This is a genomic window from Iamia sp. SCSIO 61187 (assembly GCF_019443745.1).
Classification (GTDB): Bacteria; Actinomycetota; Acidimicrobiia; order Acidimicrobiales; family Iamiaceae; genus Iamia.
The window spans coordinates 5,022,168-5,036,131 of the sequence record NZ_CP050948.1 but is presented as its reverse complement, the minus strand read 5'-3'; the positions used below and the strand labels follow the sequence as shown (position 1 = coordinate 5,036,131).

Below are 13,964 nucleotides of genomic sequence, written 5' to 3'. Positions count from 1 at the left end.
TCTCGCCCGTTCGTCACGTCCTCTCTCCGCGACATCGCAGGGTTGGACCGGCCCGGCGCCGCCACATCCCGGGCCGATCGGTGGCAGGCTCGGGCCATGGGCGGACCGAGCCGGGCGGAGCTGGAGGCGGCGCAGGTGTGGGAAGGCGTCGACCGGGTGCCCGGCGCGGAGATGACGGCGTTCCGGCGGACGTTGCGCCTGCGCCAGGCCCACTGGCGGGAGGCCCAGGGGCTGCCGATCGGGTCGCAGTCCGTGCCCGCCGCCCGTGGAGGCGGGGAACGGCCGATCGGCAGCCGCATCGACCACGACCACGCCGTGGCCACAGGTGCCAACTTCCTCACGCCGGCTGCGCACGACGCTGTTCGCCACCGGATCGCCCACAAGGAGCCGTGGCAGACGCTCAACACGAGGCGGCTCTGGGGCGACCTCCTCTCGTCGATGCCGCTGTGCTTCAACCTGTTCGGCCCCGCGTGGGCCGACCTGGCCCTCGCCGACGACCTGGTGCACGACCTCTGGCCTGACACCCCTGGCCGGGTTGCCGAGGTGCGCTTCGAGCACTCGCCCGGCCGCGGCGACCCCGCCTACCTGGGCAACCGGAGCGCCTTCGACGTCGCCTTCCTGCTCGACCTCGGCGGCGGGCGACGCGGGATCGTCGGCGTCGAGACGAAGTACCACGAGTGGGCCAAGCCCGAGGTCCCCCGGCCCGACAACGCCGAGCGCTACCGGGAGGTCACCGAGCGCTCCGGCGCGTTCGTCGACGACATCCCCGCCCGGATCGGCGAGGACGACCGGGCCCTGGTGCAGGTCTGGCTCGACCACCTCCTGCTGCTGTCGATGCTCCAGCACCCGAGCGCAGGATGGGACTGGGGGCGCTTCGTGATCCTCCACCCGGCCGGCAACGTGAGCTTCGACGACGCCATCGCCCGCTACCGCGCCCTGCTCGTCGACGACGCCACCTTCGACCGCCGCACCCTGGAGCAGGTCGTCGCCTCGCCGGACCTGCGCCGGTCCGTCGCCGACCCGTTCGCCGCCCGCTACCTCGACGGCTGAGGCTCACTGTCACACCCCCTCTGCATGATGTGCGGTGGGGAGGGACAGACCGACCCGGTGCGACCAGCTCGGTCGGGTCGGTCACCTCGGCGCCCTCCCGTCCTGGGAGGGACCATGCCCGTCACACCTGTCCTCCACGTCGGCGCTCCGAGCGTCGTTGGCCCGCTCACCGTGTTCCCGGTGTGGACCGACGCCCCGGTCCCCTGCCGCCCGGTCCGCATCGGCGTCCCCCGCACCGCGTCGGTGGGTGAGCTGGTGGGGGCGTCGTGAGCGGGCCCCTCACCTCGGTCGTCCCGGAGGCGGTGCGGTCCGACCGGGCCGCCGGCGTGGTGCTGGCCTCGGCGTGCGGTGACGCCCTCGGGGCCGGCTACGAGTTCGGCCCCGCCCTCGACGACTCCGTCGTGGTCGAGATGACCGGCGGCGGTGCGTTCGGCTGGGCGCCGGGCGAGTGGACCGACGACACGCAGATGGCGCTCGCCGTCCTCTCCCCGCTGGCCGGTGCCTCGCCGGACGTCGTCTTCGCCGCGGAGGACGGATTCCTCGACTGGTTCAGCTCCCAGCCCGCCGACGTCGGCAGCCAGACCCGGAAGGTGCTCTCCTCGGGTCCGCCGCTGGCCCAGGCGGCGGCGGCCATCGCCGCCCGCAACCGGCAGGCCAGCGGGAACGGCTCGCTGATGCGCACCGGGCCGGTGGCCCTGTCCCACCCCGGCGACCCGGCCGCCATCGCCCGCCTGGCCGTCGAGGTGTCGGCCCTCACCCACGCCACCGACGACTGCATCGACGCCTGCGTGCTCTGGTGCGTCGCCATCGACCACGCCGTCCACCACGCCCCGCCGTCCGACGTTGCCTACGACTGGGCGGGCGGGCTGCGCTCCGGCCTCGAGCTGCTCCCCGTCGTCCGTCGCGGTGTCTGGTCGGCCCGCATCGACGAGGCGCTCGGCGCCCGGCCGACCGACTTCCCGAACAACGGCTGGGTCGTCCACGCCCTCCAGGCTGCGGTGGCCGCCATCACCTCGACCCCGGTGCCCACCGACGCCGAGCCGTGCACGCACCTCCAGCACGCCCTGGCCGCCGCCGTGCGGGCGGGGGGCGACACCGACACGGTGGCGGCCATCGCCGGGGCGCTCCTGGGTGCCCGGTGGGGCGGCACCGCCGTGCCGCTGGCCTGGCGTCGGCTCGTCCACGGGGTGGTGACCTACGAGGACGAGCTGTGCTCCGACGCCATCGACCTCGAGCGCCGGGCCCGGCTCGCGTACGCCGGCGGTCGGGTCGGCGCGGACCACTGGCTGAGGACCGCGACGATGCTGCCGCACTACCGGGAGGTCTGGCCGGCCGAGCCCCTGGCCGTCGAGCTCGACGGTGTCGTGTTCGGCAACGTCCACGCCATGGGGCAGGGCGCAGCCGAGGGGTGCGACGTGGTCGTGAGCCTGTGCCGCATGGGCGATGACGACGCCCCGCCCGATGTCGATCACCACGTCCTCGGCCTGATCGACTCCACGCCGGAGGAGAACCCCAACGTCCGCTTCCTCCTCCATGACCTGGCCGCCCAGCTCGAGGTGTGGGTGGCCGAGGGCAGGCGCCCCTTCGTCCACTGCGTCCAGGCCCAGAACCGCACCCCGGCGGCGGCGCTGGCCTGGCTCGTCCTCCGTGGCGCCACCGCGGACGAGGCGCTGGAGACCGTTACTGCTGCGCTCAACCGCCCCAAGCCGTTCTTGGTTGAGGCCGCGACCAACTGAGCTCGACTCCAACTGTGACCTGTTCGACAGTGCCAGGACCCGCAAGACGACGGGATCGCTTGCGCTACGACAGAGGTCGATCCGGGTTGGCCTCGTTCCATGCACGGATGACATCAGGGTGGAGGCGGCCCCTCTCGCCGACCCGGAGGCCACGTCGGCGGGCCCAGATCCTGACCTCAGCCGAGGTCGCCGGACGCACCGTTGCAGGACCCGCTGCCGGGGACTGCGGCGTGATCCCGAGCTCCGCCATGGCGGGCCGACGGGATGGCGACTGGTCGACACGCTGTGACTGGAGCACCAACCCGTCATCGCTCGCCAGCATGTCCTCCATCCCGTCTGCTCCCTCGATGTCGGACAGAGGCGAGGGAGACCAATTGGCGTCGCTCGAATCACCTGCGTTCGTGGCCTCGTCGGGCGTGTTCAGGTGGTCGTACGGCTCGATCCCGCGGTCAGCGAGCGCGGACCAGAGGGGTGCGAGGGCACGCTCTGGGTCGAGGTAGAACTCGCTCTCGCGCACCCTCCAGAACCGCCAACCGGCTCGCTTGAGCTCCTGTTCACGGTGAAGGTCCTCGGCTCGCTGCTCGGCGGTCGAGTGCCAGGCCTCGCCGTCGCACTCGACCGCCAGCCGGCCCTTGGCGCCCGTGACGACGAGGTCGATGCGACGACCGTTCACCTCGACCTGCGGGGTCACTGCGTAGCCCTTGGCCCTGATCCGGTTGTGCACCCGTTGCTCGAAGAGCGAGTCGAAGCGCGGGTGGGGTTGATCATCTCGCACGTCGTCGACCTGACCGGCCGCATCGACCACCGGGGGGCGCTGCATGTACGTCAGGAGGCTGCGCCGTAGGTCGGATGGCCCGAGACCGTCGAGCGTCACCGAGTGGAAGAGCCACATCTGGTCCTTGGCGCGACTCGCCGCAACGTTGAACCGACGCTGCCAGTCGAGCATCGTGACCGCTCGCGGTGGAGACGCGACCACCATCGAGAGGACCATCACGTCACGCTCATCGCCCTGGAAGTCAGGCGGAGAGCCGACCCGCAGACGACGTCGCTCCCACTCAGCGGCGTCGATCTGCTGGTGCAGGAGGTCGCGGATCAGGTGCACCTGGCCCGAGCCTTGGAGGACGACGACGCCGAACGTCTTCCCGTCGTACGCAGGATCGTCCAGCAGCTTCGCGATGTGCTCGGCGATGGCCCTCGCCTCGACGGGGTTGCGAACGCGGGTCGCCGATCCCTCGACGAACGCTCCCTCGACGTGGCTCACACCGAGCGGGCGCAGCCGCTCAGCCCCGAACTGTCGCAGGGGGATGAGTGGTGCATCGGAGTAGAACTGCTGCGAGGACCACCCGATGATCTCGGGCATGCACCGGAAGTGCTCCCGCAAGCGGATCACCGAGCCGAACCGCGTGGTGAGCAGGCTGAACAGGCTCGACCGCGGCGTGAAGGCGACCCGGAGGTACTTCGGCACGTCGGGCAGGTGCTCGTCGAGCGAGTCGAATATCGGCTGGAGCTCACCGTGAGACACCTGGGACGGGGTGCACTGACGATCGTCACCTACCACGATCACTCGCGGCGCCAGCCACAACAGGAACAACGACTCGAGCCCGGCCTGGCTGGCCTCGTCGACGATGACCACATCGAAGCTGTTCTGATCCGGAGGAACCGTCTCCAGCACCTCCGGTAGCGGCATGATCCAAGCCGGCACGGCTCCCCGCGCCGCCACCATCGCCTCCCGGGCGGCGGCCTCGTAGCGGTGGGCGTACCGGCCCTTGCCGGCGCCACGGTCGGCGATCGCCTGTCGGTACACATGGAGCGCTTGTGCTTGGCGTGCATCCATGCGCGCCATTGCTTCTCCCCAGGCCTCCTCGGCGGCGAGCTTGGCCGTGGCGGTCTCGAGCCGACTGACCGCATCGGCCAGCTGGGACTCGAGCTCGATGTCGAGCCCCTCCCGTCGTTGTCCTTCGATGAACGTGGACGCCATCCCCCATGCCCACGCCTCGGGGAACGAGCCGACCCGGCCCTCCCACGCCGTGTCCTGACACGTCCGTTCGAGCATCTGGGCCAGGCCGGGATGGGCCTCGTGCAGGCGAGTGAGCAGCTCGTCGGCGCGAACTTGCTCGTCCTTCTCCTCGTGGGCGTAGGCGATCGCGGCCAGGAGCGACTCGTACTCGTCGACGTGTCGACCGGCGAGTGCGCTCGCAAGCCGTCCCAGCTCAGGAGGTGCGGACCCTGACGCGGCGTGGCGGGACAGCACCTCGACCTGCTCGTCGACCGCACGAGTGGCGGCATCGGCCTCGAGCTGTGCGCGCACGGCATCAACTGCGTCCTCGAGCGAACGCCAGTCTGCGACTGAGTTGAGGGTGCTGTCCGCCCGGCCGGCCTGCAATAGCGCACGGACGTCGTCCCGAGTCGCGACGAAGGCCACCAGCGAGCGAAGAGCGTCGGCAGCATCTGAGAGTTGTCCGATCCTCATCCGCAGCGATGCCGATGGGTCTAGCTGGAGACCGACCTCAGCCCATCGCCGTCCCAGCGCAGCGGCGATCTGCTCGCAGTCCAGCTGGGCGATGACCACGTCGAGCAGCTGGGGCGTGGTGGGAGGCACACCGTCGACGGTTGTGGTGTCGATGATCGGCTGCGCGGCGCGCTGGACCGGCTTCGGCATGCGGCGTCGGAGCGTCGCACCGGCAGCGAGGTGATCACGCAGCTCCGCCGCCGCCTGGCGAACGCCGCCGGCGGCCTCGGGTGAGGCGACGACCTCGGGTGACAGCACCACGTGGCGCAGCCCGAGCCACGCGATCAGCTCCTTGGCCCGGTCGATCTCGGGGATGACGTCGAGCAGCTGGTGCCACACGAGGGCGTCACGCGCCGTGAGCAACGACTCGAGGGCCGTCCGTCGCCAGTCGGACGGCGCGCCGCCGGTCGCCATGAAGCCGGCGGGCTCCAGCGCAGAGGTGCCGGAGGCAAGCAGCTCCCGTAGACGCCCGACCCCATCCTGGTCGAGGTTCCCGAGACGGCGAGAGACGTCGGTCGCTGTCTCGCTGGCAACTCGGGCCGCTGCTGCCTCGGACGAGACCCAGCCTCGGACCATCACGGTCGTGGGCAACGACTCGACCGTCGGGAGGATCTGGTTGGCACGAGCAGACCGTTCGGGTGACGAGCGGAGCAGGAGTCGCCTCAGCTCGCCCAGCTCGGCCGCCGAGAGCGGTGCCGCCATCGGCGCTTCGGGCGGGTACGGACGGGGCGTCCAGTCGTGCAGGTGACGGTCGCGGGCGACCTGCACAGCCATCGATGCCAGGGTGCCCGAGTAGCCCACAGCGACCTGCGGGTGCTGGTAGGTCTCGCTTTCGCGCAGCGACCTGATCCTCTCCTCCAGCTCGGCGACTCGGCCGCGGATCTCCTGGCGTTGGGCCGCGAGGTCGTTGACCTTCCGCTGGTGCACGGCCGGGTCGTGGTCGGCGAAGCGTTCGGAGATTGCGCTCACGCTGCGATTGAGCTCCGACGAACCGCCGCGAGCGATGTCGGTCATCGAGACGCAGAGCTCGGCGATGTCGGGCGGGAGCTTCTCCCTCAGGACGCGCAAGGCCTGGGATTTCTGGCTTGTCACGAGAACACGCTGGCCCTGGGCGAGGAGAGCGGCGATCAGGTTGGCGATGCTGTGCGACTTGCCGGTGCCGGGCGGGCCCTGGACGACGACACCGTTGTCGGTGCGCAGTCGCTCGATGATCTGTCGTTGCTGCTCGTTCGACGGAAGGGGGAACAGCGGGTCGGCCGAGAGTGACCCCGTCGCGCCTTCCAGGGCGAGCCACTCCTGACGTTCCTCGGGTTCGAGGGCCGCGAGGAGCTGAGCGATTCCGATGGGGGCGACTGCCGCCGGGCCCGACAGGACCTCCAGCATCCGGTCGTAGTAGGCGACGAGGGAGGCTGCGTCGCGCTGGCGGAGCACGATCGCCGGAGCCAGCCGGACGAGTGCTGGCTCACCGTCGGTTGGCGGGTCGGACGGCGCCCACTCGTCGTGCTCGTAAGCGCGTGCCCCCTGCACCGACAGCTGGGTCCAACGATCCAGGAGCTCCTTGGTCTCGTCTCCCAGCGGGTGCGGCGCAGCCTGACGGAGGTCTTGGCGAACCGAGTCGGCCCGGGTTGGGAGGAAGCCGTCGAAGCCGTCCAGAAGGTCCTTGTCCCCGAGGCGGGTGGTGGAGTCCGGGTCGATCCCGATCTGGATCGTGCCGGTGCGACGGTCGACCGTCGCCACCAGACGCGTCTGGAGGAGGTGACTGTGCACCGGTCGACGGGTGCCGTTGGACCACGACACCAACCCGGTGGCGATGACCAGCTCGACCTCGTCCGAGTGTTGATCGAGCTGCTGGTAGGCGTTGGACAAGTCGTCGTACCAAGCTCGATGGGGCGCGGTGCGGCGGTCGACCTCCGCCCACGAACGCCAGGTGTCGAGCCACCGCCGGTGTGCGACGACGACGTCAGGCGGGATCTCCGGGTCGGGGTCCGGTGGCACCGGCTGAGGGCCACCGGGTGGGCGACGCAGCGGAGGATCACCGCCCGCTGAGTCGCCCATCGCCATTGGGTCGATCCACCCAGCCAGCAAGGTTGGGAGCGGGGGCGGGGGCTCAGCGGGGACGGGCTCGATGGTCAGAAGCGGCTCCCCGCCGGTCGCCTCACGGTCGAGGTGGACGCCCGCCGGGAGATCTGCGAGCCACAGGACCAGTGGGTGGTCGGCCACGTCGACGACCGGCCGGTGACGCATCGTCGCCAGCCGTCGGAGGAACTCGATCAGCCTGGCCGTCGGGTCCACCAGGGACGCCCGCAGCTCGGTCACATCTCGTTGAGTCGTCACGTCACCCCTCCTCGACCGACGCCGGCAAAGGTACCGGCCACCGGTCCGCCGTCAGATCACGTGGGCTGAGACCCTCAACGGCGTGTGCCTACCATCGACCAACGACCCCGTCGGATGAAGTCAGCGGACGTCCCCCAACTGTGATGACCGATCCCAACAGGGCCATCAGGGGTTCGAGGTCCGTCGGCGGCCGAGGGGACTGCCGCGCTCGCCTGGCTCATCCACCGCGAGTCCACCCCCGACGTCGCCCTCAGACGCCTAACTTCCACTCTGCAAGCGCCGAAGGCGTTCTTGATCACTGCGGCGGGAGGGCCCACACGATGACCGACGAGATCCGTTCGTTGATCTGCAGCGCAGCAGACGACGACCTTCCCAGGATCTGGGCGATCGCCATGGAGGAGATGCGTCGTCGAGACCTCGTTCGGTCGTCGAACAACCCGGTCGCCGACATCGCAGAGGCGCTGGTGGCGAAGCGACTCGGCCTGACGCTCGCGCCCAAGGTGGCGCGGGGCTACGACGCCGAAGGACCTGACGGTCGGCGCTACCAGGTCAAGTCGCGCCGCCTCACCAAGCAGAACGCGAGCCGGCAGCTCGGCTTCCTCCGGAAGCTTGAGATGCGGGAGTTCGATGCCCTGGTCGCCGTTATCTTCGATGCGCAGCTCGACGTCCTGGAGATGTGGGAGATCCCGTACGACGTCGTGGTCGAGCACGCGAAGTACGTCCCTACGGTGAACGGGCATCGAGTCTTCGCCAAAACCCCGATGACATCCGACCCGCGAGTGATCTCGCACCCGGTGTGAGCGACGACATGGGGGACGTGACAGAGCGGTTGCTGACGCCGTCGAAGATCAGTGCGTGGCTGGAGTGCCCGCACTACCTGGCGCTGCGGCACCAGGTCGACGAGGGGACCCTCGAAGCCGAGCTCGGCGGGTTCGGCTCGTTCGCCCAGCTGCTGGCGGACAAGGGCACCGCCCACGAGGCGGCCTGCCTCGACCACTACCGGGCCGAGGGCCTCTCGGTCTGCGAGGTACCGCCCCGCGACGAGCACGAGAGGTTCGCAGCCTGGGCCGAACGGACGGCCCACCTCCTCGACGAGGGCCACGACGTCCTCTACCAGCTGCCGCTCGTCCACGATGGTGTGCGGGGCATCGCCGACTTCCTCGTCAGGGTCGAGCGCGACGGGCGGAACAGCTACGAACCGGTGGACGCCAAGCTGGCCCGGGCCGAGGCCAAGCCCGGCCACGTCCTGCAGCTCTGCTTCTACGCGGAGGCCATCGAGGCGGCCACGGGCGTCGCCCCCCGGGGCGTGCACCTGTGGCTGGGCTCGGGGCGGATCGAGACCATCGCCGCCCACACTGTGCTGCCGTACTGGCGCCGCTTGCGGGCGCAGGTGCGGGCCGCCATCGACGACCCGGCACCAGAGCACCCGCCCGAGCCGTGCGGCCACTGCACGTTCTGCGAGCTGGCCGGCCACTGCACCTCGGGGTGGCGCGACGCCGACTCTCTCGTGTTCGTGGCCGGCATCCGGGCGCCCGAGCGGGCGGCCCTCGTCGCCGAGGGGTGCGCCACCCTCGATGCGCTCGGGCGACTGACGTCGCCGGTCACCGGCATCCGCCCCGACCGCTCGTCGATCCTGACCGACCAGGCGGCCCTGCAGGCCCAGGCCCGGACCTCGCCGGACGGGCCGGTCCCGTTCCGGCTCGTTTCCCCTGGCGACGACCCGACGTGGGGCCGGGGCCTCGAGCTGCTGCCCGCGCCCGACGAGGGCGACGTGTTCCTCGACTTCGAGGGCCATCCGTTCTGGACCGCCGAGGCCGGCCTGTTCTTCCTGCTCGGACTGATCGAGCGGGAGGGGGGCGAGTGGCGGTTCCGAGCCTTCTGGGCGCACGACCCGGACGAGGAGGCCGCCGCCACCGAGGCGCTCCTCGACCACCTGGCGGCCCGTCGGGAGCGGTACCCCGACATGCACGTGTACCACTACAACCACACCGAGCGATCGTCGCTGAACCGCCTCACCGCCACCCACGGCGTGGCCGAGGCCCAGCTGGCCACCCTGGTCGACACCGGCCTGTTCGTCGACCTCCTCGGCATCGTGCGCAACGCCGTGCAGATCGGGGCCGAGTCCTACGGCCTGAAGGCGGTCGAGGAGCTGACCGATTTCGTCCGCTCGCACGAGATCGAACAGGGCGCCGGGGCCGTCCTGGCCTACGAGGCCTGCATGGCCGACGGCGATCCGGTCCACCTCGACCAGATCGCCCGGTACAACGAGGACGACGTGCGGGCCACGCTGGCGGTCCGCGACTGGCTGGTCGACCACCGCGACCCGGGGCTGCCGTGGCGGGCGGCGCGCCTGGAGCCCGACGAGGGCATCCCCGAGCTCGACGAGCAGGTCGCCGCCCTCCACGCCTTCGACCCGGGGACGACCGAGCACGACCTCGGCGACGTGCTGGGGTACTGGCGGCGGGAGTGGCTGGCCTTCCTCGCTCCCAAGCTGGTCCGGGCGCAGGCCGAGGTCGACATCGCCCTCGAAGACCCCGAGGTCATTGCCGGCCTCGAGTCGCTCGGCCTTCGCGATCGGGTCAACAAGAAGGGTGGTCCGCTCAAGGGCCACGCGATGCGGTTCCGCTTCCCGGAGCAGGACACCTCGGCCCTAGGGAACGACCTTGGGCAGGTCATCTACGGCACCGTCGACGGCCCGACCGGCTTCGCCAACGTCGACTCGTTCGACCGGGCGACAGGGACCCTCGACCTGAACTGGTCGGAGCGGTGCCAGGAGCTCGGGGTGGTGCCGACCGCCGTCGTGCTGAACGACTGGGTGAGCCCGAACCCGAAGCCTGATGCGCTGACCGAGCTGGCGGCCGACGTGCTCGCCGGTGACGCGGCCAACCCGGCCTCGCTCGCCCTGCTGCGCCGAGACGCCCCTGCGTTCGTGGCCGGCGGCGGCCCGCCCCGTGGGCGCTTCGGCGACGACGTCGACGAGATGCGGCGCTGGGCGCGCGACCTCGACGGGACGTGCGTCGCCGTCCAGGGGCCGCCGGGCACAGGCAAGACCTACCGCGGTGCCCACATGGTGCACGAGCTGGTGACCCAGGGCCGGCGGGTCGGCATCACGGCCATGAGCCACCACGCCATCGGCAACTTCCTCAACCAGATCATCGAGGTCTTCGACGAGAAGGGTGACCGGGGTTTGTTGCGGGCCGTCCGGAAGGTCACCAACACCAAGGCCGCCAGCCCCTCGGAGGTCAAGCTGACGTCGTCCAACAAGGCGTGCGCCAAGGACGACGTCAACCTCGTCGCCGGCACGCCCTGGCTCTTCGCCAACCAGCTCATGGCCGACGCACCGGTCGACGTGCTGATAGTGGACGAGGCCGGCCAGCTCGCCCTCGCCGATGCGCTGGCGGCGGGGCGGGCGGCCCGGAACATCGTCCTCCTCGGCGACCCGGCCCAGCTCCCGCAGGTGGCACAGGCGTCGCACCCCGGCGTCGGCGGCCACAGCGCTCTCGGGCACGTGCTCGGCGACGACCCGACCATGCCGAGCGACCGGGGCGTGTTCATCTCCGAGACGCGGCGGATGCACCCCGACGTGTGCCGGTTCATCTCCGACGAGATCTACGACGGGCGGCTCACCAGCCACCCGTCGTGCGCCGTCCAGGGCACCGAGCTCGGCACCGGCCTGCGCTGGCTGCGGGCCGAGCACGAGGCGTGCACCACGTCGTCCCCGGAGGAGGCCGAGGTCGTGTGGGCCGAGGCCCGTCGCCTCATCGGGGCCTCGTGGACCGACCACCACGGCGTGACCCGCCCGATGGAGCCGACCGACCTCATGGTCGTGGCCCCCTTCAACGATCAGGTCGCCCTCCTGCGCGCCCGGCTCGACTCCGACCCGGCCACCGCCGGCGTCCCCGTAGGCACGGTCGACAAGTTCCAGGGCCGCCAGGCAGCGGTCGTGTTCTTCACCATGACGACCTCGTCGGGCGCCGACCTGACCCGGGGCGCCGACTTCCTCTTTTCCCGCCAGCGCCTCAACGTGGCCGTCAGCCGGGCCCGCTGCCTCGCCTACCTCGTCTGCACCGACGCCCTGCTCAACAGCCGGGCCCGGACCCTCGACGAGCTGCAGCTCATCTCCACCCTCTGCGCTTTCGTCGAGTCGACCGATGGTGTGCCAGAGCGCGCTGGAGGCGGCTGACCCGACGAGATGCAGCACTTCCGGCCAACGCTCTGTTCCCCGGCGTCCTACTGTTCCGGCCCGGCGGGTCGACTGGTGGAGGGGCCTGACATCGAGCGAGTGGTGCGAGGACTTTCTGGTCGACCGTGAGCCGTTGGGCTGGCGTTCACAGGAAGGCGGACCGACGGCGCTGACGCCGCACTCGGTCTTCCTCGGGCGGGGATCGAACGCGTTGGAGGTCGCCCTCGCATCGGCAGCCGGCCAACCGAAGGCCGACGACGTCCGCAAGCTGTGGACCGCTCGTCAGAACAAGCGTCCGAGCCCTCTGCTCCTCATCGTGGGGTACCCGGTCGAGGGCGCCACGAAGGTGACCGTTTGCGGTCCTGCGGGAGAGCACCCGACACTGCTGAACGGCCTCGACGTCTCTCAGATCGAACGCCTGGCCGACGCCGCCCTGAGTGAGCCGACACGACACGCCGCGATCCGGTTCCTAATCGCCATGCTGCCCGAGGCCGACAGCGACCTCCCCGGCGTTCGCAACTCTGGGCTGCTGGCCGGCCAGGAGCTCCGCCACGGCGTCCCCCGCCGGCCCGACTGGGACGCAGCATGCGCCTCAGGCAAGCCCCTCCTGGCCCTGTCTGGGCGGACGCTCGTGGAGAGGCTCGGCTTCGAGATCGACGGCCTGTCAGTGCGCTCCAGCGTCCTCACCCGCCAGGCGGGCCGAAGCGTGCAGTGGCCGTGTTCCTGGAGGACGGCGAGACGTTCGAGACCCCGTCGGAGGGGTTCAACGGCACCACGGCGTTGTCCCACGCGCTGAACGTCGCCGACACCGAGAGCCTGCCGTGGGTCGTCCTCACCCGCGGGCGAGAGATCCGCCTCTACGCAGCCCGTGCTGACACCGGCGTCGGCCGCAAGGGCCGGTCGGAGACGTTCGTCGAGGCGAACCTGGCGCTCCTGCCCGACGACCGGGCGGGGCTACCTCCCGTTGCTCTTCGGCGCCGGTGCCCTCTCCGAGAACGGGACGATCGAGGACATCCTCCGGCGTTCGGAGGACTTCGCCGCCGGGCTCGGCGACCGACTGCGGCAACGCGTCTACTTCGAGGCCGTCCCACGGCTTGCGGAGGCCATCGCCTCCCGGATGGGCGATCCCTGGGACCTCACCGACAAGGACCTGGAGTCCGCCTACGAGCAGACACTCGTCGTCTTGTTCAGGCTGCTGTTCGTGGCCTACGGCGAAGATCGCGACCTGCTCCCGTACCAGTCCAACTCGAGGTACGCAGACCACTCGCTGAAGAGGATCGCCCGGCACCTCTCTGAGGACCGACGTTCCGGCTCGACGAGCTTCGACGCCGAGGACTTGTGGGAGGACGTCACGCAGCTGTGGAGGGCGGTCGACAAGGGCAACCAGGCGTGGGGGCTGCCGGCCTACAACGGGGGGTTGTTCTCCGCCGATGCAACCGTCAACCGGTCCGGCGCTGCGCTGGGGGGCATCCGTCTCACCGACGGTGAGTTCGGCCCGGCCCTGGCCAGCCTCTTGGTCGACGAGGGTGCCGACGGCGTCATCGGGCCGGTGGACTTCCGCAGCCTGTCGGTCCGTGAGTTCGGCACCATCTACGAGGGCCTCCTCGAGTCGATGCTCTCCGTCGCCCAGACGGACCTGGTCACCGACAGGAAGGGCAGCTACGTCCCGACGCCCAGATCGACGAGCTCCTCGGCCTCGAGGACCGCCTCCACCGCAAGATCGCGCAAGCCGCCGCAGCCGTCGGCGTCAGCGAGATCCTGCCGGGCAGCAAGTCCAACGAGGTCAACCATTCCGACACCCGCGACGAGATCGAGCGTCTCCGTCGCGAGGACGCCTCGCTCTTCGAGATGGGAGGCACCGCCCGATCGTCCCTTTCGGGCGAGGAGTACCGGCAAGCCCTCCGCGAGGCGATCGACAAGCACGACAAGGGCCCCGACATCAGAGGCCTCCCGTGGGGTTCTGGCTCCGGGATGGCCACCAGCCCAGACGGGGGGACGGGCTACGTGTTCTGCGCCAAGGTCGCCGACCACCCCAGGCCTGTGTTCCGCTACATCGACGCCAGTCGCCCCGACGAGCCCATCAAGGACACCCTGGCCTGCCTGGACCGTGCCCGACCGCTCGAGGGCCCCGAGACCCCGCGGGTGCTCGACG

At 70.7% G+C, this 13,964-nt stretch carries 7 protein-coding genes; 5 read left to right on the top strand and 2 right to left on the bottom strand.

The annotated features are described in order from the left end of the window. Nucleotides 1–96 precede the first annotated feature (96 nt). The 3 genes from HC251_RS24255 (at nucleotide 97) to HC251_RS24245 (ending at nucleotide 2,786) form a co-directional block, all read left to right on the top strand. On the top strand, nucleotides 97–1,050 hold the full coding sequence (locus HC251_RS24255) for a hypothetical protein (protein ID WP_219943190.1): 954 nt from the start codon (nucleotides 97–99) through the stop codon (nucleotides 1,048–1,050). Nucleotides 1,051–1,164: 114 nt separating this feature from the next. Then, complete coding sequence (locus tag HC251_RS24250; RefSeq protein ID WP_219943189.1) at nucleotides 1,165–1,320, top strand: hypothetical protein; 156 nt, start codon at nucleotides 1,165–1,167, stop codon at nucleotides 1,318–1,320. After that, complete coding sequence (locus tag HC251_RS24245; protein WP_219943188.1) at nucleotides 1,317–2,786, top strand: ADP-ribosylglycohydrolase family protein; 1,470 nt, start codon at nucleotides 1,317–1,319, stop codon at nucleotides 2,784–2,786. The genes HC251_RS24250 and HC251_RS24245 overlap by 4 nt, the downstream gene beginning before the upstream one ends. Before the next feature lie 64 nt (nucleotides 2,787–2,850). Here HC251_RS24245 and HC251_RS24240 read toward each other — a convergent pair whose 3' ends face one another. After that, complete coding sequence (locus tag HC251_RS24240; RefSeq protein ID WP_219943187.1) at nucleotides 2,851–7,611, bottom strand: AAA domain-containing protein; 4,761 nt, start codon at nucleotides 7,609–7,611, stop codon at nucleotides 2,851–2,853. 338 nt (nucleotides 7,612–7,949) lie between these two features. Here HC251_RS24240 and HC251_RS24235 point away from each other — a divergent pair, with 338 nt between their 5' ends. Both HC251_RS24235 and HC251_RS24230 read left to right on the top strand, forming a co-directional pair. Then, nucleotides 7,950–8,429, top strand: coding sequence for a hypothetical protein (locus HC251_RS24235; protein ID WP_219943186.1), 480 nt, complete (start codon nucleotides 7,950–7,952; stop codon nucleotides 8,427–8,429). An 8-nt stretch (nucleotides 8,430–8,437) separates the two neighbouring features. After that, a complete protein-coding gene (locus HC251_RS24230) occupies nucleotides 8,438–11,812 on the top strand; it encodes a TM0106 family RecB-like putative nuclease (RefSeq protein WP_219943185.1) in 3,375 nt (1,124 codons plus the stop codon). A gap of 1,659 nt (nucleotides 11,813–13,471) precedes the next feature. Here the strand turns inward: HC251_RS24230 and HC251_RS24225 are convergent. After that, nucleotides 13,472–13,735: a hypothetical protein gene (locus tag HC251_RS24225; protein ID WP_219943184.1), complete on the bottom strand. Its 264-nt coding sequence runs from the start codon at nucleotides 13,733–13,735 to the stop codon at nucleotides 13,472–13,474. Nucleotides 13,736–13,964 lie beyond the last annotated feature (229 nt).